The 21,682-nt window shown below is 47.3% G+C and carries 22 protein-coding genes; 21 read left to right on the top strand and 1 reads right to left on the bottom strand.

Annotation, left to right across the window (positions count from 1 at the left end; genetic code table 11):
- Positions 1-104: 104 nt before the first annotated feature.
- Entirely contained in the window at positions 105-1,376 is a 1,272-nt protein-coding gene (locus AR337_RS06715; RefSeq protein ID WP_059171577.1) for a replication-associated recombination protein A, read from the bottom strand.
- Positions 1,377-1,561: 185 nt separating this feature from the next.
- Between AR337_RS06715 and AR337_RS06710 the strand changes: the two genes are divergently transcribed.
- The 21 genes from AR337_RS06710 to AR337_RS06610 all read left to right on the top strand — a co-directional run.
- On the top strand, positions 1,562-2,242 hold the full coding sequence (locus tag AR337_RS06710; RefSeq protein ID WP_059171243.1) for a YitT family protein: 681 nt from the start codon (positions 1,562-1,564) through the stop codon (positions 2,240-2,242).
- Positions 2,239-2,658 carry an Rrf2 family transcriptional regulator gene (locus AR337_RS06705; RefSeq protein WP_059171242.1) on the top strand — a complete coding sequence of 140 codons (420 nt, stop codon included), beginning with the start codon at positions 2,239-2,241 and terminating at the stop codon, positions 2,656-2,658. The genes AR337_RS06710 and AR337_RS06705 overlap by 4 nt, the downstream gene beginning before the upstream one ends.
- 42 nt (positions 2,659-2,700) lie before the next feature.
- The gene (locus tag AR337_RS06700; protein ID WP_059171576.1) at positions 2,701-3,843 is read left to right on the top strand and encodes a cysteine desulfurase family protein; all 1,143 of its coding nucleotides are present in this window, start codon (positions 2,701-2,703) and stop codon (positions 3,841-3,843) included.
- A 155-nt stretch (positions 3,844-3,998) separates the two neighbouring features.
- Complete coding sequence (locus AR337_RS06695) at positions 3,999-4,193, top strand: hypothetical protein (RefSeq protein ID WP_059171241.1); 195 nt, start codon at positions 3,999-4,001, stop codon at positions 4,191-4,193.
- 5 nt (positions 4,194-4,198) lie between these two features.
- A complete protein-coding gene (mnmA, locus tag AR337_RS06690) occupies positions 4,199-5,317 on the top strand; it encodes a tRNA 2-thiouridine(34) synthase MnmA (RefSeq protein ID WP_156424329.1) in 1,119 nt (372 codons plus the stop codon).
- A gap of 153 nt (positions 5,318-5,470) precedes the next feature.
- Complete coding sequence (locus AR337_RS06685) at positions 5,471-6,133, top strand: lipopolysaccharide assembly protein LapB (protein ID WP_059171240.1); 663 nt, start codon at positions 5,471-5,473, stop codon at positions 6,131-6,133.
- A gap of 54 nt (positions 6,134-6,187) precedes the next feature.
- Entirely contained in the window at positions 6,188-8,641 is a 2,454-nt protein-coding gene (locus AR337_RS06680; protein WP_059171239.1) for an ATP-dependent RecD-like DNA helicase, read from the top strand.
- A gap of 85 nt (positions 8,642-8,726) precedes the next feature.
- Positions 8,727-9,203: a PRC-barrel domain-containing protein gene (locus tag AR337_RS06675; RefSeq protein ID WP_059171574.1), complete on the top strand. Its 477-nt coding sequence runs from the start codon at positions 8,727-8,729 to the stop codon at positions 9,201-9,203.
- A 12-nt stretch (positions 9,204-9,215) separates the two neighbouring features.
- Entirely contained in the window at positions 9,216-9,407 is a 192-nt protein-coding gene (locus tag AR337_RS06670; RefSeq protein WP_059171238.1) for a hypothetical protein, read from the top strand.
- A 105-nt stretch (positions 9,408-9,512) separates the two neighbouring features.
- Positions 9,513-10,577: an AI-2E family transporter gene (locus AR337_RS06665; RefSeq protein WP_059171237.1), complete on the top strand. Its 1,065-nt coding sequence runs from the start codon at positions 9,513-9,515 to the stop codon at positions 10,575-10,577.
- A 376-nt stretch (positions 10,578-10,953) separates the two neighbouring features.
- Positions 10,954-13,587 carry an alanine--tRNA ligase gene (gene alaS / locus AR337_RS06660; protein WP_059171236.1) on the top strand — a complete coding sequence of 878 codons (2,634 nt, stop codon included), beginning with the start codon at positions 10,954-10,956 and terminating at the stop codon, positions 13,585-13,587.
- A gap of 75 nt (positions 13,588-13,662) precedes the next feature.
- Complete coding sequence (locus AR337_RS06655) at positions 13,663-13,929, top strand: IreB family regulatory phosphoprotein (protein WP_048825694.1); 267 nt, start codon at positions 13,663-13,665, stop codon at positions 13,927-13,929.
- Between the two features lie 3 nt (positions 13,930-13,932).
- Positions 13,933-14,349 (top strand): Holliday junction resolvase RuvX, encoded by a 417-nt coding sequence (ruvX, locus tag AR337_RS06650; RefSeq protein WP_059171235.1) that lies wholly within the window; start codon positions 13,933-13,935, stop codon positions 14,347-14,349.
- Positions 14,350-14,361: 12 nt separating this feature from the next.
- On the top strand, positions 14,362-14,655 hold the full coding sequence (locus AR337_RS06645) for a DUF1292 domain-containing protein (RefSeq protein ID WP_059171234.1): 294 nt from the start codon (positions 14,362-14,364) through the stop codon (positions 14,653-14,655).
- A gap of 200 nt (positions 14,656-14,855) precedes the next feature.
- The gene (gene mltG, locus AR337_RS06640; protein ID WP_059171233.1) at positions 14,856-15,992 is read left to right on the top strand and encodes an endolytic transglycosylase MltG; all 1,137 of its coding nucleotides are present in this window, start codon (positions 14,856-14,858) and stop codon (positions 15,990-15,992) included.
- A 255-nt stretch (positions 15,993-16,247) separates the two neighbouring features.
- Positions 16,248-16,889 carry an O-methyltransferase gene (locus AR337_RS06635; protein WP_059171232.1) on the top strand — a complete coding sequence of 214 codons (642 nt, stop codon included), beginning with the start codon at positions 16,248-16,250 and terminating at the stop codon, positions 16,887-16,889.
- A 5-nt stretch (positions 16,890-16,894) separates the two neighbouring features.
- Complete coding sequence (locus AR337_RS06630; protein ID WP_059171231.1) at positions 16,895-17,824, top strand: peptidase U32 family protein; 930 nt, start codon at positions 16,895-16,897, stop codon at positions 17,822-17,824.
- Between the two features lie 37 nt (positions 17,825-17,861).
- A complete protein-coding gene (locus tag AR337_RS06625) occupies positions 17,862-19,130 on the top strand; it encodes a U32 family peptidase (protein ID WP_059171230.1) in 1,269 nt (422 codons plus the stop codon).
- A 1-nt stretch (position 19,131) separates the two neighbouring features.
- Positions 19,132-19,767, top strand: a complete 636-nt coding sequence (gene udk, locus AR337_RS06620) for a uridine kinase (RefSeq protein ID WP_059171229.1) — start codon at positions 19,132-19,134, stop codon at positions 19,765-19,767.
- Between the two features lie 277 nt (positions 19,768-20,044).
- The gene (greA, locus tag AR337_RS06615) at positions 20,045-20,521 is read left to right on the top strand and encodes a transcription elongation factor GreA (RefSeq protein ID WP_059171228.1); all 477 of its coding nucleotides are present in this window, start codon (positions 20,045-20,047) and stop codon (positions 20,519-20,521) included.
- Between the two features lie 64 nt (positions 20,522-20,585).
- The coding region (locus tag AR337_RS06610) for a penicillin-binding transpeptidase domain-containing protein (protein ID WP_253701540.1) at positions 20,586-21,682 on the top strand (1,097 nt) is incomplete at its 3' end.

Here is a 21,682-nt window from a genome sequence, read left to right as displayed (position 1 = left end):
CCCCCGGCCGCCCGGGGGATTTTCATATTGGGAAATTTTTTTGAAAAGATGCCTTTTTGGGACAACTTTCGGCATAATTAACAGCCGTACGGCATAATAGCAATTTAATGTTTGACATTCAGCTTTTCATAAACCGACGCAAAAGCCTGTTCGAATTTGCTGTTCTTTTTCGGAGTGTAATACTGTTTGTTTTTCAGTTTATCTGGCAAGTATTGCTGGCGGACCCAGCCTGAATCATAATCATGCGGGTAGAGGTAATCGATGCCGCGGCCGAGATCTTTCGCTCCCTTGTAATGGGCATCTCGAAGATGGTCGGGCACTTCTCCCGACACCCCTTTGCGAATGTCAGCCAAAGCAGCGTCAATCGCAAGGATGGCCGAATTGGATTTCGGGGACAGGCAAAGCTCAATGACTGCATTGGCCAGCGGTATCCTCGCTTCCGGAAATCCGACCCGTTCGGCGGTTTCGATGGCTGCCAGGGTCCGCGCACCCGCCTGGGGATTGGCCAGCCCCACATCCTCGTATGCGATGACAAGCAGCCTTCTCGCAATACTTGGCAGGTCGCCTGCTTCTATCAGGCGCCCAAGAAAGTGGAGTGCCGCATTTGCATCACTGCCGCGAATGGACTTTTGGAATCCGGACAGAACATCGTAATGGGCGTCTCCATCCTTATCGTGGACGAAGCTCTTCTTTTGCAGACATTCTTCGGCCGTTTTCAGGTTGATATGAATGATTCCATCTGCATCCGGTTCAGTTGACAGCGCCGCAAGTTCGACGGCGTTTAAGGCGCTGCGGACATCCCCGCCGGACCCTTTTGAAAAATGATCCAAGGCATCGTTGTCCAGTTCGATTTTCTTTGAGCCAAGTCCTCGTTCCTCGTCTTCTAAAGCTCTGAAAATCGCTTTTTTAATATCCTCCGGCTCGAGCGGCTTCAGCTCGAAAATTTGGCACCGGCTCCGGATGGCGGGATTGATGCTGTGGTACGGATTGCTCGTCGTGGCACCAATCATTGTAATCATCCCGTTTTCCAAATAGGGAAGGAGGAAATCCTGTTTTGCCTTATCCAGACGGTGTACCTCGTCGAGGAGGAGGATGACCTTTCCCGACATTTTTGCCTCTGCTGCGACTATTTCCATGTCTTTTTTATTGTTGGTTACTGCATTCAATGTCCGAAAGGCATACCGGGTGCTGCCGGCAATCGCACTTGCGATCGACGTTTTCCCAATTCCCGGGGGCCCGTAAAGAATCATTGAGGCCAGCTGTTTCGCTTTGACCATTCTTGATATGATTTTTCCCTCGCCGACCAGATGCTCCTGGCCGCAGACTTCTTCCAACGTCCTTGGCCGCATTCGGAAGGCGAGCGGTTTTTGCTGCATCATTGTCCATCTCTCCAATTAGCAAGTCTATGTATAAGTGTATCATGCAAGTGCTAAGCGGACCAAGGCGGAATCCTTAGGGGTAATGCACTTTGCCTCCCGGTATGCTATAATTTTAAAAGCCTATCAGCTTACTATGAATATTAAAAAGCAATGGTAATTGCCAGCAGCAAAGGAGTTCATTCATGTTCAAGAAAAGAAAGGGACAAATTGGGGCGCGGTTTGCGATTTATACAATTGGCCTCATGGCCATGTCTCTTGGAGTCGTTTTGCTCATTAGAAGCGGAGCCGGAGCGTCTCCCTGGGATGTTTTCCATGTTGGGCTTTATAAACATCTCGGGCTTACTGTCGGCAGCTGGACCATCATCGTGGGAATTGTCATTTTGGCAGCCTCGGCGATTTTATCGCGGGAACTTCCCCATGTCGGGGCTTTTTTAAATATGCTTTTTGTCGGAGTTTTTATCGATATGTTTATGCTTATCCCTTTTTTAAGGGAGCCGTCTGGATTTTTCGGACAAATTGCAATGTTCATTTCGGGGCTGCTTTTTTTGGGCTACGGGATGGGCCTTTATATTTCGGCCAGCCTTGGCACGGGGCCAAGAGACAGCCTCATGGCGGCGATCATTGAAAAAACCGGCTGGAAGGTGCGCAATGTCAGAGGGGCTATTGAATTATCGGTCCTGCTTATTGGCTGGAGGCTTGGCGGCCCGGTAAGCTGGGGAACGATTGCCTTTTGTATTGCAATAGGCCCGTTAGCCGGCATTGCATTGCCGCAATGTTTTGCCCTGACTGACAGGATTTTAGATAATTTGAAAGGCACGCAATCAGTAAAAGAAGTGCCAATGGATAGGAGTGCGGGAATTTGAGGATTTCAACAAAAGGGCGTTACGGACTGACAATCATGATAGAATTGGCGAAAAAGCATGGAGAGGGGCCGGTCTCCCTTAAGTCAATCGCCCAGGCCAACGATTTGTCCGAGCATTACCTGGAACAATTAATCGCACCTTTAAGGAACGCCGGCCTTGTAAAAAGCATCCGGGGCGCCTATGGAGGTTACTTGCTTGGAAGGGATCCGGGCGATATTACTTCAGGAGATATCATCCGTGTTCTCGAAGGGCCGATTACGCCGGTCGAAGGAATAGAGGATGAAGAACCTGCGAAGCGGGAGCTATGGACGAGGATCAGGGACGCGATCAAAGAAGTCCTTGACAGCACGACACTTGAAGACTTGGCGAACCATACGGATCACGGCAGCCAAGATTCTTATATGTTTTATATTTAATGGAACAATAGGGTAAAGACCTTAATGATGAAAGGTGATATCATGGAACGGATTTACTTGGACCATGCCGCCACTTCCCCAATGCACCCACGGGTGATTGAGAGGATGTCCGAGGCGATGGGAACACTGTTTGGAAACCCATCAAGCATCCACTCTTTTGGAAGGGAAGCCAGGCATCAGCTGGACGAAGCCAGGCAAGCGATTTCGTCGAGTATCGGTGCAAAGGCAAACGAACTAATTTTTACGAGCGGTGGTACGGAAGCCGCCAATATGGCTATTTTCGGAGCGGTTGAGGCAAACAGCGGCAATGGGCGGCATATCATCACAACATCCATTGAGCACCACGCTGTGCTAAACGCATGCAAAAAGCTTGAGAAGAATGGCTTTGAAGTTACCTATTTGCCTGTCGATGAAACAGGCCGGATTTCCGTTTCCGATGTTGAACAGGCGTTAAAGGATGATACAATCCTTGTTACTATCATGTATGCGAACAATGAGGTCGGGACCATCCAGCCAATCGAAGAAATCGGCCAGCTGCTGAGCGGCCATCAGGCCCTTTTCCATACCGATGCGGTACAGGCTTACGGGCTCTTAAGGCTTGATGTGAAAAAAGCAGGAGTGGACATGCTGTCTGTTTCCGCCCATAAAGTGAACGGACCAAAAGGGATCGGTTTCCTTTTTGCAAAAGAAGGGGTAAAGCTTTCCCCGCGTTTGTACGGCGGCGAACAGGAACGGAAGCGCCGTGCGGGTACGGAGAATTTGGTCTCAATTGCAGGATTTATGGAAGCGGTAAGGATTATGCGTGTAGATATGTCCGATAAGGCAGAGGAATACTTGCGCTTAAAGACATTGTTTATAGAAACACTAAACGAAGAATCTGTCTCCTTCCAATTGAATGGTTCGCTTGCCCACTCCATGCCCCATATAGTAAACTTAAGTTTTCCCGGGACGAATGTCGAGGCGATGCTTGTAAACCTCGATCTCGCCGGGATTGCCGCTTCCAGCGGTTCCGCCTGTACGGCAGGGTCCATTGAACCATCGCATGTCCTTGTCGCGATGTTTGGGAAGGATTCTGAACGGACGGTGAGTTCCATCCGCTTCAGCCTCGGGCTCGGTACAACGGAAGAATCGATTTTGAAGGCTGCGCATGAAACAGCCAAAATTGTAAAACGGCTGCGCAAGTAGATTTGTGGGATTTTTTAATGAAATTTGGTTCTTCACCATAAGTGCTGGTTTATGATTAAAATTCCTAACTTAATTGTTGATTGGAGCGGAGGGCACCGACTCCTCGAAAACGCTAACGCGTTTCCTTCGTGCAATGCCATTTCGAGGAAGCGGGTTTGTCCTGCGGGATGCAGCGGCAAGGTGGAGACCCCACAGGCGCAAGCGCCGAGGAGGCTCCACTGACGCCCCGCGGAAAGCGTGTGCCCGTAGCGCAAATCAACACATTCGATAAAACCACTTTTTATTTTGAAGAACCTGAAATTTCCATCAGGCCGGGCTCTAAATCCGGCATTTATATAGAAGTGTGGTGAACGATTTGAATAGTAAAGAGCCGAAAGACACAAGGGTTGTCGTTGGCATGTCGGGTGGAGTTGATTCATCCGTTGCGGCGCTTCTTTTAAAACAGCAGGGTTACGATGTCATCGGGATTTTCATGAAAAACTGGGATGATACTGATGAGAACGGCGTCTGCACAGCAACCGAGGATTACGAAGATGTCATCCGGGTCTGCAACCAACTTGGCATACCATACTATGCCGTGAATTTTGAAAGACAGTATTGGGACAAGGTGTTTACCTACTTCCTTGATGAATATAAGGCGGGAAGGACGCCGAACCCTGATGTGATGTGTAACAAGGAAATCAAGTTCAAAGCCTTTCTTGAGCATGCGGTGCAGCTTGGCGCGGATTATCTTGCAACCGGGCACTATGCGCAAGTGGAATTAAGGGACGGCGAGTACAAAATGCTTCGCGGCCTTGATGAAAACAAAGACCAAACCTATTTCCTGAATCAGCTCACACAAGCCCAGTTGAGCAAGGTCATGTTTCCTATCGGGAGCCTTGAAAAATCCGAAGTCCGAAAGCTTGCGTCAGAAGCGGACCTTGCCACGGCCACGAAAAAGGATAGTACAGGCATTTGCTTTATCGGTGAACGGAATTTCAAGGAATTCCTTGGCCAGTACCTTCCAGCGCAGCCAGGCAATATGGAAACGATGGACGGCGAAGTGAAAGGCAGGCATGACGGCCTGATGTACTACACAATCGGCCAGCGCCATGGCCTTGGCATTGGCGGACAGGGCGACCCGTGGTTCGTAATTGGCAAGGATTTAAAGAGGAATGTCCTGTATGTTGGCCAAGGATTCCACAACGAACTGCTCTATTCCGATTCCATTTTTGCCGATAATGTCAGTTGGGTTTCGGATGTGCCGAATACTGAGGAGTTTGAATGCACAGCCAAATTCCGCTACCGCCAGGAAGATAACAAAGTTACAGTTCGCCTGATGGAAGGCAAACGTGTTCAGGTTCTGTTCCATGAGCCAATCCGGGCTGTCACCCCAGGCCAGGCAGTGGTATTCTATAACGGGGATGAATGCCTCGGCGGCGGTACGATTGACGATGTTTATAGGGATGGCCAAATGCTTGACTATGTTGGATAGGCAGAACCGATAATGGATGAAACAGCACACCCGATTCCCTTCAAAGGGAGCCGGGTGTTTTTGTTTGGTTTTTCCCCCATTCTTTCTGGTTAAAATACGGAGAAAATTACCCGGAGATTATGGTATACTTTCACGTGACGGAGAGTGATATTGATGGATAAAAACTTAAAAGGAATCGAATTGATGCAGGCCGGGAACTGGGAAGAAGCAGCCATGGCCTTTAATGAAGCTATTGAGGAAAATCCGGCTGACCCGGTCGCATACATAAATTTTGGAAACCTGCTTGCTGCAACAGGTGATGAAGAACGGGCGCTGAAATTTTTCCAAAAAGCGATAGAACTGGATGAGCATGCGGGGGCGGCTTATTATAGCATTGGATCCATTTATTATAATAATCAAAACTTTGAACATGCAAAAGGGATGTTCGAGGCCGCCATGAAAAAAGGGCTCGATAGCAGCGACAATTACTTTATGCTTGGGATGACAATCGCCCAGCTTGGGAATAAGCGGCTTGCTCTTCCATACTTACAGCGGAGCACAGAGCTTGCGCCAACCGATGTGGATGCGCGCTTCCAATACGGGCTTTGCCTTGCGGAAGAAGGCATGATCGATTTGGCGATTCCCCAGTTTGAAGAGTGTACCAGTCTTGTACCGGAACATGCAGATGCCTACTACAATTTAGGGGTTGCATTTGCGTTCAAGGAACAGGCTCACAAAGCCCTTGAAATGCTGGATGAGGCAATAAGAATCGACCCCGGCCACGAAATGGCTTTGAGTGTGAAAAGTTTTTTAGAAGATGCGATGAATAATGAATAGAAAAATTTAAGGCCGGTATGGTTTGGCTATTTTTGTTTGAAAGGAGGGACGGTTGTGGACCAGCAGAATTCTCTCGATCTATTTTCGGAACAGGGGAAGTTTGTAAAAGGAAGGCCGATTGTAACGATTTTCCACAATGAAAGCAACCTTTATACAGTCGCCAGGATTCGCGTCGATGAGACGAATGACACCTATGAAGACAGGGAAGCGGTTATTACCGGTTATTTTCCAAAGCTCCATGACCAGGAATCCTACCTCTTTTTTGGCGAATTCAAGGACCATCCGAAATTTGGGCTGCAGTTTCAGGTAACCCATTTTCGGAAAGACATCCCGCAGTCTAAGCAAGGCGTTATTGCCTATCTATCAAGTGAAATGTTTAAGGGAATCGGCCGGAAAACAGCCGAAAGCATTGTCGAGGTTCTTGGGGAAAATGCCATTTCACGCATTTTGAACCAGCCCTCCCTCCTTGATTCCATACCAAGGCTTCCTCCTGAAAAAGCAAAAATGCTGTACGATACCTTAATGGAACACCAAGGGCTTGAACAAGTAATGGTAGCATTGAACCAATACGGCTTCGGGCCGCAGCTTTCGATGAAAATTTATCAGGTTTACAAGGAAACCACCATTGAAATCATCCAGAAAAATCCTTATAAGCTTGTCGAAGATATAGAGGGAATCGGATTTGGCCGTGCCGATGAATTGGGCTACCAGCTGGGGATTTCGGGAAGCCACCCCGACAGAATAAAGGCGGCGTGCCTTTATACGCTTGAAGCCCAAAGCATGCAGGCTGGCCATGTTTTCCTTGAGGCCCGCGATTTGCTTGAAAAAGTAAAGGCTCTGCTTGAAGAAAACCAGCGTGACTTGATTGAATACGAGGACATTACAGCCGAACTGATTAAGCTGGAGGAAGAGGGAAAGGTGGCTGGAGAAGGCCAGCATGTTTATCTTCCTTCTCTTTATTATTCGGAAAAAGGCCTTGTCACGAATATTAAACGGATACTTGAGCAAACGGATTTTAGCGCCCAATTTCCGGAGTCGGAATTCCTGCTGGCACTTGGCGAGCTTGAGGAAAGGATTGGAGTGGAATATGCTCCTTCCCAAAAAGAAGCGATCCAGACAGCGATTCAGTCGCCGATGATGATTTTGACCGGAGGGCCGGGTACTGGGAAAACAACCGTCATCAAAGGGATTGTCGAGCTTTATGCGGAGCTTCACGGCTGCTCGCTTGACCCGAAGGATTACATGAAAAAAGATCAAGCATTTCCCATTTTGCTGGCCGCTCCGACTGGAAGAGCCGCAAAACGGATGAGTGAATCTACAGGACTCCCCGCTGTAACGATCCACAGGCTGCTTGGTTTTAATGGGAGTGAAGGCTTCAGCCATGATGAAGAAACGACACTCGAAGGGAAACTGCTGATTGTTGACGAAACGTCCATGGTCGATATATGGCTGGCCCACCAGTTATTTAAAGCGCTCCCGGACTCAATCCAGGTCATACTAGTCGGCGATGAAGACCAGCTTCCTTCAGTCGGGCCCGGCCAAGTACTAAAGGACTTGCTACGATCCGAACGGATTCCGACTGTCAGGCTGACGGATATTTACAGGCAGGCGGAAGGCTCTTCAATCATTCGGCTCGCCCATGAGATTAAAAAAGGCAAACTGCCTGTTGACCTTGCTGCCCAGCAGCCGGACAGGTCATTCATCAAATGCCATGGCAGCCAGCTTGCCCAGGTCGTTGAGAAGGTTGCCGCAAATGCCAGGAAAAAAGGGTATCACCCGAGAGATATCCAGGTGCTCGCTCCAATGTACAAAGGGCCAGCAGGTATCGACAGGCTGAATGTCATCCTCCAAGAATTGTTCAACCCAAATTCTGAAGGGAAAAAGAAGGAATTAGCATTCGGTGATGTAAAATATCGGATTGGCGACAAGGTTCTCCAGCTCATCAATCAGCCCGAAAGCAATGTGTTCAATGGGGATATTGGCGAAATTGTGTCCATTTTTTACGCAAAGGAAAACACCGAAAAACAGGACATGGCAATTATCTCGTTTGATGGAATTGAAGTGACCTACACGCGTCAGGATTTAAACCAGATTACTCATGCATACTGCTGTTCAGTCCATAAAGCGCAGGGAAGCGAATTTCCAATTGTCATCATGCCGGTGACGAGAAGCTACTTCCGGATGTTGCGGAGAAACCTGATCTACACTGCCATTACCCGGAGCAGGCAATTCCTCATTTTATGCGGTGAGGAAGATGCCTTCCGCCTTGGAGTGGAGCGGAATGATGAACAAACAAGGCAGACCACCTTGGCTGATAAGCTGATGGAGGCAATTGAAGCCGGTAATCATGAACAGCATTCTAATGCGCAGCCGGATGGCGATTTAGGCTGCAATTTTGAATTGAAAGAAAATCGCAGAGCGTACGGCGCACCTTCACTTGAGGAAGTATTAATGAAAACAGACCCGTTAATCGGCATGGAAAACGTTTCCCCTTATGATTTCATGTGATTTGCCTGAAACTATAAGCCAAGTCCCCTATGGTTTAAAGGGTGAGCCCGTCTGGGGTACCATGTTCGGAAAGGCGGGAGAAGTCTTGCGGACGTTCGGATTAATGAAAGGCCTCCCTATTATTTTAGAAAATAGCGGGGAGCAGGTTGGCGTTGTTTCAGATCTGTGCATTGCTGAGGATAAAGTACAGGGGCTGCTAGTGAAAAGAGGAAGCTTTCTGAAGCAGACGCTTTTTCTAGCAATTGCCTCCATTACCTCAATTGGACCGGACGGAATAATTATTCCATCCATCGAAAGCCTTGAGCGGAGCGGAAAAGAAAGAAAAGGGTATACTCTTTCCCATCACAGCCCGCTTGCCGGAAAAATGGTCCTGTCGGAGGAAGGAGACTCACTTGGGCTTTTGAATGACGTATATTTTTTGGAAGAAGTGGGCACAATTGTGGGGTATGAACTATCGGATGGACTCTTTTCGGACCTGCGGGACGGCAAAAAAATCGTTAAACCAAGCGGCCCCCCGGCAATAGGAAAGGATGCCATTATCGTTAATCCCGACAATGTGTGAGGTGCCTTTCCTATGTTCAGCTGTCCAAATTGCCAAAGCAAGGATATCGGCAAAATAGGCATTAACCAGTATTATTGCTGGAACTGCTTTATTGAGCTGTCCCTTGAGAAAGGGCTCATCCATACCCATCAGGTCGAAGAGGATGGAACCTTGAGCTCGCTTGATGATCTTTTCGATGAAAATGAGCGCCGTTATTCAAGCTAAAAGGCCATGAGGCCCGGGCCATTGCCTGGGCCTCTTCCTTTGCCATAATAAAGGCATAAACCCGCGCCTTCCTTCAAAAACTACACAATGAAGGCGGTGAGGCTAATGAACATTCAAATGAAATGGGTTTACCGGATTGTATTTATCCTTTTGTTGCTATCCACTATTTTCGTATTGATGAAGCTTAAGCCGTTTTGGATTCCGGCAGCCCGCATTATTAGCCATTTATTGGTCCCATTCCTAACAGCTGGATTTATTACATACCTTCTCCATCCAGTGGTCGAAAAGCTTAATGCGCGGGGGATTCATAGGGGAATAGCGGTTTTGCTTATTTATATCATCTTTTTCGGGGGAATAGGGCTTGCCCTCTACAAAGGAATCCCGGCCTTTGTCTCGCAAATCCAAGAACTGTCAGCCAGTGCGCCGGATTTTGCGAACCATTATAGGGAGCTGATTTCCAGCCTGGAGGAAAAAACGAAGGCTTGGCCAACTGGCATGCAAAAGAGGATTGACACTGGAATTACTGGAATGGAAGAAAAGCTTAATAGCCTATTCGACCTCGTCATCGGCTCGCTTGCCGGTTTTGCGGATTCAATTCTAATAATAGCGGTCATTCCTTTTATCGCCTTTTATATGCTTAAGGATTTTGCTTTGCTTAAAAAGGCGGCCTGGTATTTGACGCCGAAAAAATGGCGCAGGCAGGGGATCCGTTTCCTTAGTGATGTAGATGATTCACTTGGAGGCTATATTAGGGGGCAGCTGCTAGTTTGTACGATTATGGGAGTGATTTCGTCTTTGCTATTCTGGCTTTTTGGGCTGCGTTTTCCGCTGCTGCTCGGCCTTGTCGTCGCCCTGACCAACGTAATCCCTTACTTTGGGCCAATTATTGGTGCTGTTCCGGCTGTCATCATTGCTGCTTCTTCTTCGGTTAAGTTGATGTTCATCACCCTGGCAATTGTATTTTCACTCCAGTTTATTGAAGGGAACATTTTGTCGCCCTATATCGTTGGCAAAAGCCTTCACATGCATCCATTGTTAATCATAATGGCATTGCTTGCGGGTGGGGAAATAGGGGGGATACCAGGGCTGATTCTGGCGGTGCCTGTTTTGGCCATTTTAAAAGTAGCCGTCCTGCATGCAATTACCATTTTCGCAAGCGGCCAAGGCTGATTAGAAAAAACATTTTCGCATCCCGCCTGAATTGACAAACGTGTTCCGCATCGCTATAATGCTTGCTATAGATGAAATTTGTATTGGATAACATGATGATGGATCGAGTATGCCTTTTGTAATCCAACCGCGTTCCGCGGACAGAGAGGGCTTCCATGGCTGGAAGAAGTCCGGGGTGAAAAATGGCAGAAGGCTAATCCTGAGTGCAGCTAATTACTGCCGTTATGCCGCGTTAAGGCAGCATTGAGAGATGGGCTGTTTGTTTCGCCCATAATCAGGGTGGTACCGCGAGGCAAGCTCTCGTCCCTGTCCAGGGATGAGGGCTTTTTTGTGTTCTTTTTTAAAATTTATTCAAAAATATTAGGGAGGCATACGAATGAAACATCTAACAGGTTCTCAGATTAGGAAAATGTTTTTGGAGTTTTTTCAGGAAAAAAATCACCATGTTGAGCCAAGCGCGCCGCTTGTGCCGCATGACGACCCGTCGTTACTATGGATCAACAGCGGTGTAGCAACGCTTAAAAAGTATTTTGACGGACGCGTAATCCCGGATAATCCGAGAATCACAAATGCTCAGAAATCCATTAGGACAAATGATATCGAAAATGTCGGCAAAACCGCGCGCCATCATACATTCTTTGAAATGCTCGGAAACTTCTCAATCGGTGAGTACTTTAAGGAAGAAGCGATTGAATGGGCATGGGAGTTCTTGACTTCTAAAAAATGGATGGGCTTTGACCCAGACAAACTGTCTGTTACCGTCCATCCCGAAGACCATGAAGCATATGATTACTGGAATAAGAATATTGGCATTCCAGCCGAGCGGATCATCAGGCTTGAAGGCAACTTCTGGGACATCGGCGAAGGTCCGAGCGGCCCAAATACGGAAATCTTCTATGACCGGGGACCGGATTACGGAAATGATCAAAACGATCCAGAACTGTATCCAGGTGGAGAGAATGAGCGTTACCTTGAGGTGTGGAACTTGGTCTTTTCCCAGTTCAACCATAATCCGGATGGTACGTATACACCGCTGCCAAAGAAAAACATCGATACCGGAATGGGATTGGAGCGGATGGCCTCCGTTGTCCAGAACGTTCCTACCAACTTTGATACCGACCTGTTTATGCCGATCATTAGGGCGACCGAGGAAATCTCGGGCACTACGTATGGACAATCAAAGGAAACCGATGTTGCTTTCAAAGTTATTGCTGACCATATTCGGACGGTTTCCTTCGCTATCGGTGACGGTGCGCTTCCTTCAAATGAAGGACGGGGTTATGTTCTAAGGCGTCTCCTCCGCCGTGCAGTCCGTTATGCAAAGCAGATTGGCATAAATCGTCCATTCATGTATGAATTGGTACCTGTGGTAGGGGAAATCATGCATGATTTTTACCCGGAGGTAAAGGATAAACAGGAATTTATCCAGAAGGTCATTAAGAATGAAGAGGAACGGTTCCACGAGACCTTGCATGAAGGCCTTGCGATTCTCGAATCCGTCATTAAAAAAGAAAAAGAAAAAGGCAGTTCGGTCATTTCGGGTGCTGACGTATTCAGGCTGTATGACACGTACGGATTCCCCGTTGAACTGACTGAAGAATATGCGGAAGAAAGCGGAATGTCTATAGACCACAATGGCTTCGAAGAGGAAATGGAAGCCCAAAGGGAACGCGCGCGCTCTGCAAGGCAGGATGTCGAGTCCATGCAGGTTCAAAGCGGAGTTCTCGGTGAGATTAAAGCCGAAAGCACATTCGTCGGTTATGATCAGCTTCAAACGCAGGCAAACGTGCTTGTTATCGTAAAAGACGGCGAATTGGCCGAGCAGGCTGCAACCGGGGAGGAAGTCCAGTTTATTCTCGATCAAACACCTTTTTACGCTGAAAGCGGCGGCCAGATTGCTGACCAGGGATATGTCATTGGCGATGGGGTAAAGGTTTTTGTAAAGGATGTTAAGAAGGCGCCGAATGGACAGAATCTCCATCGTGCCATCGTTGAGGAGGGTACCTTTAAAAAGGGCCAAAGTGTTGCTGCGACAGTAAATAGGGAAAACAGGGTTAAAGTCATCAAAAACCACACTGCAACCCACCTTCTGCACCAGGCGCTAAAGGATGTCCTGGGAACACATGTCAACCAGGCTGGTTCCCTCGTTGAAGCGGACCGCCTACGCTTTGACTTTTCCCACTTCGGCCAGGTTAAGCCAGAGGAACTTGAGCAAGTTGAAAAAATCGTCAATGAGAAAATCTGGCAAAATATACAGGTCGATATCTCGCTTAAGCCAATTGGCGAGGCAAAGGCAATGGGAGCAATGGCGCTATTTGGAGAAAAATATGGGGATATTGTCCGCGTCGTAAGGGTTGGGGACTACAGCCTTGAATTGTGCGGCGGATGCCATGTTCCAAATACATCTGTCATTGGATTGTTCAAAATTGCCGGGGAGAGCGGGATTGGCGCGGGAATCAGGAGAATTGAAGCTGTAACTGGCGAGGGAGCTTATGAGCTGATGAACAGCCAAATCGATTTACTGAAAGATGCTGCAGAAAAACTGAAAGCCAATCCTAAAGATATCTCAACACGGATTGACGGCCTTCTATCGGAGTTAAAGCACCTCCAGCGTGAAAATGAATCACTCACAGCGCGTTTGGGCAATATTGAAGCAGGAAACCTATCTTCAAGCGCGAAGGAGGTTAATGGGATTACCCTCCTTGCAGCAAGCGTCCAAGGGCAGGATATGGCTGGGCTTCGCGGAATGGCCGATGACCTGAAGCAAAAGCTTGGCTCGGCGGTCATTGTACTTGGCAGTGTAAATGAAGGGAAGGTCAACCTTATTGCGGCTGTCACCGAAGACCTTCTTGGAAGGGGATTCCATGCCGGAAAGCTTGTGAAGGAAATCGCTTTAAGATGCGGCGGCAGCGGCGGCGGCCGGCCTGACATGGCGCAGGCAGGCGGAAAAGACCCCTCCAAGCTTGAAGCAGCACTTCAATTCGCGGAAGAATGGGTTAAATCAATTTGATAATCATGGCAATTAGTGTAGAATAAACATGTTACATCTTATTTTCAATGGAAACGAAAAGGCGAGGTGCATGCAATGAGCTCATTAGACAAGACGATGAGATTCAATTTTCCCGAAGAGCCATTTGAACACGATGTAGATGAAGTCCTTTTCCAGGTGCACGAAGCGCTTCAGGAAAAAGGGTACAACCCAATCAACCAGATCGTCGGCTATCTTCTCTCGGGCGACCCTGCATATATCCCGCGCCATAAAGATGCCCGCAACATCATCAGGAAGCTGGAGCGGGATGAAATCATTGAGGTGCTTGTGAAATTTTATCTAAAGCAAAAGCGCGGAGGCTAATCAATGCGGATTCTGGGATTGGATGTCGGCTCAAAAACGGTCGGCGTCGCCCTCAGCGATGAATTTGGATGGACCGCGCAAGGTCTGGAAACGATTAAGATCGATGAGGAAAAAAACGAGTTTGGTTTTGAGCGTTTAGGTCAATTAATAAAAGAGTATGGCGTTGATCAGGTGGTCATCGGCCTGCCAAAAAACATGAATGGCACAATTGGCCCGCGGGCAGAGGCAAGCATACGCTTTGCGGATGAGATAGAAAGGCTCTTTTCCTTGCCAACCGTCCTTTGGGACGAGCGGCTTAGCACGATGGCAGCGGAAAGGGTTTTGCTTGAAGCGGATGTAAGCCGAAAAAAGCGAAAAAAGGTCATCGATAAGATGGCTGCAGTCATGATATTGCAAGGCTATCTTGATAGTAAAAAGTGAAGGGTGAAAAATATGGAACACGGTGATAACCAGATTGTAGTAGTAGACGAAAACGGAAACGAACAGCTTTATGAAATTCTTTATACTTTCGAATCGGAAGAGTTTGAAAAATCGTACGTCCTGTATTACGCTGCAGGTGCGGACGACAGCGAAGACGAAGAAATTGAAATCCATGCTTCATCCTTTGTTCCAGGAGCAGAGGGGAAAGCGGGCGACCTTCTTCCGATTGAAACCGAAGAAGAATGGGATTTGATTGAGGAAGTGCTGAATACTTTCCTTGACGACCAGGAAGACCACGAAGATTAACAACAGGTTAGGGCCGGCATGCAGCCGGCCCTATTTTTATAGACATCGCTGCCCCATTTTTTGTTAAATTGACAAGGTATTCAACTTATGCTGAAATGGAGACGGTAGTTTTTTATTAAAATATTGTATAATAGGCAAAATGCAGAGACCAATCCACAGCGATAAGCGGGTCCTGTCGAAAACAGGAGGGGAAAAGCAGAATGTCTGCTGATACGAAAAATACAAAAAGAGAGTTAATCCGCAAAAAAATGATGGAGCATCAAAGCGAGGCGAAAATTGTCAGGAAGATAGTCCTTTCAATTTCGCTGACAGCCATCATACTCGTCTGCCTAATCGGCGGCGGAGGCTATCTATATGTAAAGTCAGCCCTTGAGCCTGTCGATCCGTCTAGCAAGGATGTTAAAGAGATCGTCATTCCCATCGGTTCATCGGTATCAGGAATTGCCAACACACTCGAAAAGAATGGGATTATCAAAAACGCCAGGATTTTCAAATACTATGTAAAATTTAATAATGAATCTGGGTTCATGGCTGGGGATTATAAAATGACACCTTCCATGACCATTCCTGAAATCATCAAAAGCTTGAAAACCGGCAAGGTGGTCCAAAAGGAAAAGTATAGGATAGCTGTGCCAGAAGGGAAGCAATTGGCAGAAATTGCGGGCCTGATATCAAAGGCCACCGGCCAAAGCCAGGAGGAGGTTTTCCAAAGGCTTAACAATCCTGAATTTGTGAAAAGCCTTATGGCTAAATATCCAGAATTGCTGACCAATGATATCCTGGGCGATAAAGTTAAATATCCGCTTGAAGGCTATTTGTTCCCGGCCACCTATCCGATTTCAAAAGAAAAGCCGACAGTCGATGAGCTTGTGATTATCATGCTGGATAAAACAAAAGCTGTCCTTGGGCCTTACTCGGAATTAATGAAGAGGAAGAAGCTCACTCCTCACCAATTATTGACAATGGCTTCGTTAATTGAGGAAGAAGCAACTGAAAAAGCCGACAGGCATTTGATTTCCAGTGTTTTTTATAACAGGATTGAAGCGGGCATGCCATTGCAGACAGACCCGACTGTCCTGTACGCTCACGGAAAACATAAGGACAGGGTTCTGTATAAAGATCTTGAGGTGGATTCGCCTTACAACACCTATAAATATCCAGGCCTGCCTCCAGGGCCGATTGCGAACGCTGGTAAGATGTCAATAGAGGCAGCGCTGAATCCGGAAGACACCGGCTATTTCTACTTCCTTGCTTCGAAGGATGGGGAAGTTCACTTCTCAAAAACTCTGCAGGAGCATAACCGGTTAAAGGCAAAGTACATTACAAACAGCCAGTAGCCAAGAGGCTGGAAAAACCATGGATTTCCTAAGCCTTTTGTGTTAAAATTGTTCAAGTGTTTTATTCTGTTTGGGAAAATACACCCTCAGCGGAATAGGTTTCAGAAAAAAAGGAATGATTTCCCTTTTAATAAACAATAGCGTCCATTACGGCAAGCAGGCGTAGCCATTAGATACTTGTTATGCTGCTTGCTGTGAACGCTATTTTTTCGTGTTTAAAGAGGGACAAGCAAAAAAACTTTGGAGTGGTTGCCATTGTTGGATGAAAAACTGCAGACCTATATAGACAGCTTAATACCTGCGCGGAATGGCCTATTCGCTGAGATGGAAGCTTATGCAAAAGAGCATCACGTCCCGATTATGGAGCCAGCCGGTATGGAGGCTCTTCTTCAAATTTTAAGAATTCATCGTCCTGCCCGCATCTTGGAAATTGGGACTGCTATTGGCTATTCCGCTCTCCGGATGGCAGAGGCGCTTCCCGAAGCAAAAATTGTATCAATTGAACGGGATTCTGACCGATTCAGCCTTGCATGCAGCAATGTGGAAGCCGCAGGCGAATCCGAAAGGGTAGTGCTCATTCTTGGCGATGCCCTTGAAACCGCAGGCGAAGCGGCATCTGAAGCACCCTATGATGCGATTTTCATAGATGCCGCGAAGGGACAGTACAGGAAATTCTTTTCCCTCTATTCTCCACTGTTAAAGGCGGGGGGTATCATGGTTACCGACAATGTGCTGTTCAAAGGACTTGTCTATGGCCGTGAACCGGATAGCGGCAGGCTCGGGAAGCTTGCTGAAAAAATACATGGTTACAATGTTTGGCTTACTAGCCTCGAAGAATATGTAACAACCATCCTTCCTGTAGGGGATGGGGTAGCGATCAGCTATAAAAAGGGGTGAAGGAAATGAAAAAAGCAGAATTGCTTGTTACACCGACAAGCATTCATGATATAATGCCGCTTGCAGAAGCAGGTGCTGATGCATTTGTAGTAGGCGAAGAAAGATATGCGCTCAGGCTTGCCGGTGAATTCAGCCGCGACGAGGTTCGCGAAGCCATCCGGCTCGGCCATTCCAAAGGGAAAAAGGTTTATGTCTCTATGAACGCCATCTTTCATAATGAAAAGGTGGAAGAACTGGGTGACTACCTCGCCTTTGCCGCTGATGCAGGAGCGGATGCGGTCATTTTCGGAGATCCGGCTGTATTGATTGCTGCACGTGAGTCCGCTCCCGAGATGAAGCTTCACTGGAACACTGAGACGACGGCAACGAACTGGTATACATGCAACTATTGGGGCAGAAAAGGCGCCAAAAGGGCAGTGCTGGCGCGAGAAATCAATATGGATGCAATTGTCGAGATAAAAGAAAACGCAGAAGTCGAGATAGAAGTCCAAGTCCATGGAATGAGCTGCATGTTTCAATCAAAGCGTTCCCTTCTAGGGAACTATTTCCTTTACCAGGACAAAGAAATGGAAATTGAGAACCGCCGCCTCGAGAAGGATATGATCCTCCATGACAAGGAGCGGGGGAATAAATACCCCATTTTCGAGGATTCAAATGGGACACATATCATGAGCCCTAACGATATGTGTATGATTGACGAACTGCAGGACATGCTTGAAGCGGGAGTTGACTCGTTTAAAATTGACGGGATTATGAAGTCTCCTGACTATATTATTGAGGTTACCCGCCTATATAGAGAAGCGATAGACCTTTATTTTGAGGATCCGGAAAGGTATGAAGAGGCCAAGGGCGAACTCCTTGCAAGGATTGAAGAAATCCAACCACCCGCAAGGCAGCTGGATACCGGATTTTTCTTTAAAGAAACGGTTTATTGATATGCAGGGGAGAATTGAATAAAGGAGGTAGTTGGCTGTGAGCGCGGTAAAGGACAGAATATCTGAAATCATTGATGGCAAGCGGGTTATTGTAAAAAAACCCGAACTGCTTGCCCCTGCCGGAAACCTTGAGAAGCTGAAAATCGCCGTCCATTACGGAGCGGATGCTGTCTTTATAGGCGGCCAGGAATATGGCCTCCGTTCCAATGCCGACAATTTCACTTTTGAGGAAATGAAGGAAGGCGTTGAATTCGCTAAAAAATATGGAGCGAAAATATATGTAACAACGAATATCTTTGCCCATAACGAAAACATTGACGGCCTTGAAGAGTACCTCATGGGTCTAAAAGAGGCAGGAGTCGCCGGAATCATTGTGGCTGACCCGCTTATTATCGAAACATGCCGCAGGGTGGCACCTGGTGTCGAGGTGCATTTGAGCACACAGCAATCCCTTTCCAACTGGAAAGCAGTCCAGTTTTGGAAAGAGGAGGGGCTTGAACGGGTGGTGCTTGCCCGCGAAACGAGTGCCGAAGATATCCGCGAGATGAAGGAAAAAGGGGATATTGAAATCGAAACCTTCATTCATGGTGCAATGTGCATTGCTTATTCCGGGCGCTGCACACTCAGCAATCATATGACGGCCAGGGATTCGAACCGGGGCGGCTGCTGCCAGTCCTGCCGCTGGGATTACGATTTGTATAGGCAGGAAGGCGACGGGGAAACGGCTCTTTTTGATGAGGCCGATTCGCCTTTTGCAATGAGCCCTAAGGATTTGAATTTGCTTCAATCCATCCCAAAAATGATTGAGCTTGGAATCGACAGCCTCAAAATCGAGGGAAGGATGAAATCAATTCATTACATCGCTACTGTCGTTAGTGTTTATCGGAAGGTGATTGATGCCTACTGTGCCGACCCGGCCAATTTTTCCATCAGGCAGGAATGGATTGAAGAGCTCGACAAGTGCGCAAACCGGGAAACAGCAACAGCTTTCTTCGAAGGCGTTCCCGGGTATAAAGAGCAAATGTTTGGCAATCATAGCAAAAAGACAAGATTCGATTTCGCCGGACTTGTACTTGGTTACGACAAAGAGACGAAAATTGTGACCATGCAACAGCGGAATTTTTTCAAACCTGGCGATGAAGTTGAGTTTTTCGGACCGGAAATCGAAAACTTTAAGGCTGTAATTGAAAAGATTTGGGATGAAGGCGAAAATGAGCTTGACGCTGCCCGCCATCCTCTGCAAATCGTAAAGTTCCAGCTGGACAAGCCAGTCTACCCGAACAACATGATGCGGAAGGAGAACTAGTATGGGACGCAAACCAGTTGTCATCGGGGTGGCCGGCGGGTCAGGCTCCGGGAAAACATCCGTTACAAAAGCAATTTTTGACAGCTTTAAAGGCCACTCGATTCTGATGATCGAACAGGATTACTATTACAAGGACCAGAGCAGCCTTCCTTTCGAGGAACGGTTGAAAACGAATTATGACCATCCGCTCGCTTTCGATAATGACCTGTTGATAGAGCATTTAAAAATGCTCCTAAGCAGGGAACCGATTGAAAAGCCAGTCTATGATTACGCAATTCATACGAGATCAAAAGAAGTGATCTATGTTGAGCCAAAGGATGTTATTATTCTTGAGGGAATCCTGATCCTGGAAGATGAGCGCTTGCGCAATCTAATGGATATTAAGCTGTTTGTAGACACAGATGCGGATATACGCATCCTTAGAAGGCTGCAAAGGGATATTAAGGAGCGAGGAAGGACTGTTGAATCGGTTGTTGACCAGTACGTCAATGTAGTCAGGCCAATGCACAACCAGTTCATTGAGCCATCCAAACGCTATGCCGATGTCATCATACCAGAAGGCGGCCATAATCATGTCGCCATTGATTTGATGGTAACAAAAATTCAAACTATTCTTGAACAAAAGTCTATTTTATGAAACAATAACATAGAAATAGAAGAGGAAATTGGAAAAAATTTTCCGAATACTGGGTTGGGCAGACCTGAAAATGCAGTTGGAACTTTTTTATCTGTTCGATTGAAGCCCGCTTACCCAAAGCCAAACGGAGGAATGCGCCTTGCAAAGGGCTGCCCTCCTTCTATAGAAACAAAACACTGCGCGCCCTGAAACAGGACGCGCTAGAAACGTATCAAGGTATGCCCGTACATACGGAAGAAAAAAACATTGAGTGGACAGAATCGAAGGAGTGAACATAGTGGCAGCAGAAAGAGTATTTCCAATGACACAGGCGGGAAAAGATAAATTGGTTCAGGAGCTTGAACACCTAAAGACCGTAAAACGTAAAGAAGTGGTGGAGCGGATTAAAGTCGCACGGAGCTTTGGCGATTTATCCGAGAACTCCGAGTATGATTCCGCGAAGGAAGAGCAGGCATTTGTAGAAGGCCGCATCACAACACTTGAAAATATGATCAGGAATGCAAAAATCATCAATGAAAGCGAAATTACCGGCGATGCTGTAGCGCTCGGTAGGACCGTAACGTTCGTGGAGCTTCCGGACGGGGATGAAGAAACGTATTCGATTGTTGGAAGTGCGGAGGCTGATCCGTTCGACGGCAAAATTTCAAATGATTCCCCGATTGCCCGAAGCCTGATAGGTAAAAAAGTAGGCGATGTTGTTTCCGTACAGACGCCAGGCGGTGAATTGTCTGTAAGAATCACTTCGATTAAGTAGTAAATCACTTTAATATGTTTGAAAAAAATGCATCTCGTCAAAGCTTTTGACGAGGTGTTTTTTTATGTGGAAGAAACGTGCTTTAGCCATGGGATTCGTGTATTCCCTCGGTCTTTTACTATTACTTGGCAGGCTTTTTCAGATTCAATTGGCCGAACCGGAAAGCTTTTCCTCACGCCACATCAATCTCCTTGAAGAGAGTGTAAGGCAAAGGACGCAGGTGGCCCCTTTGGATAATGGCAGGGGTTCCATTCTTGACCGCAATGGCCTCGCTTTGGCAGGTCCGAGATTCCCTGTATTAATGCTTTTTCCTTTTTTGAAAAACATGGAGTGGGATGCGGCAAGAGTTGCAGGAATTATAGGTGGATCAGCGGAGGAACTGAATGCGGCTGTAAGGGAATCAAAGGAACCGTTCGCATTTGGTGCACCTGCACCGAGGATCTTATCCGCAGATGAAGTAAAGGCAATCAATGCATTGAAGATTCCGGGAGTTTTTGCCGCAGAACGAAAAGCAGCAGAGGGATATGGCGTGGCTCAGCAGCTAGCTGGGGCCGTTGGCGAAAATGAACAAGAATTAACGAAACGCTATCCGAAGCAAAAGTTTTCACCCCGGACAGCTATTGGCATCTCGGGACTGGAGAAAAACTTTGACCCATTTTTGATTGGTGATGGCGGTACGAAGCTTGTCTATCATGTCGATGGAAAAGGCCGGCCGCTTTATGGGGCGAATATCCGATTGGCGGGAGAAAGGAGCCCTTTTTATCCAGCAAATATCCGGAGTTCAATTGACCTTGAAATCCAAAAAAAAGCCGAACAGCTTGCAGATAGCCACGGAATAAAAAAAGGAGGCATAGTCCTCTTGGATATTCCGACAAACAGCATCCTGGCAATTGTATCGCGATCTGGTACGAAGGGTGCGAGCCCACTTGATGGGCTGGCGAACCATATGCTAAAAGAGCAGATCATGGGTTCCGTTTTTAAAACAGCCATTGCGGCCGCTGCCATCGATTATGGCCTCGACAATCCCGCAAGGCTATTCGATTGCAGCAGAAAAATAAACGGCCAACTTGATTCAGTCCATACCTATGGGATGCGAAGTTTTTCGGATAGCTTTGCCATAAGCTGCAATAACACGTTTGCACAGCTTGCCAAGGAACTGAA

The organism is Bacillus sp. FJAT-27445, assembly GCF_001510665.1.
Lineage (GTDB): Bacteria > Bacillota > Bacilli > Bacillales > Cytobacillaceae > Bacillus_D.
This window is presented reverse-complemented; position numbering and strand designations above follow the sequence as displayed.

Excerpts from the sequence above, each read along its gene's own strand:
- AR337_RS06715 (WP_059171577.1), bottom strand. The coding sequence starts at position 1,376 with ATGCAGCAAAAACCGCTCGCCTTCCGAATGCGGCCAAGGACGTTGGAA.
- AR337_RS06710 (WP_059171243.1), top strand. The coding sequence starts at position 1,562 with ATGTTCAAGAAAAGAAAGGGACAAATTGGGGCGCGGTTTGCGATTTAT.
- AR337_RS06700 (WP_059171576.1), top strand. The coding sequence starts at position 2,701 with ATGGAACGGATTTACTTGGACCATGCCGCCACTTCCCCAATGCACCCA.
- AR337_RS06685 (WP_059171240.1), top strand. The coding sequence starts at position 5,471 with ATGGATAAAAACTTAAAAGGAATCGAATTGATGCAGGCCGGGAACTGG.
- AR337_RS06670 (WP_059171238.1), top strand. The coding sequence starts at position 9,216 with ATGTTCAGCTGTCCAAATTGCCAAAGCAAGGATATCGGCAAAATAGGC.
- AR337_RS06665 (WP_059171237.1), top strand. The coding sequence starts at position 9,513 with ATGAACATTCAAATGAAATGGGTTTACCGGATTGTATTTATCCTTTTG.
- alaS (WP_059171236.1), top strand. The coding sequence starts at position 10,954 with ATGAAACATCTAACAGGTTCTCAGATTAGGAAAATGTTTTTGGAGTTT.
- AR337_RS06655 (WP_048825694.1), top strand. The coding sequence starts at position 13,663 with ATGAGCTCATTAGACAAGACGATGAGATTCAATTTTCCCGAAGAGCCA.
- ruvX (WP_059171235.1), top strand. The coding sequence starts at position 13,933 with ATGCGGATTCTGGGATTGGATGTCGGCTCAAAAACGGTCGGCGTCGCC.
- AR337_RS06645 (WP_059171234.1), top strand. The coding sequence starts at position 14,362 with ATGGAACACGGTGATAACCAGATTGTAGTAGTAGACGAAAACGGAAAC.
- mltG (WP_059171233.1), top strand. The coding sequence starts at position 14,856 with ATGTCTGCTGATACGAAAAATACAAAAAGAGAGTTAATCCGCAAAAAA.
- AR337_RS06630 (WP_059171231.1), top strand. The coding sequence starts at position 16,895 with ATGAAAAAAGCAGAATTGCTTGTTACACCGACAAGCATTCATGATATA.
- udk (WP_059171229.1), top strand. The coding sequence starts at position 19,132 with ATGGGACGCAAACCAGTTGTCATCGGGGTGGCCGGCGGGTCAGGCTCC.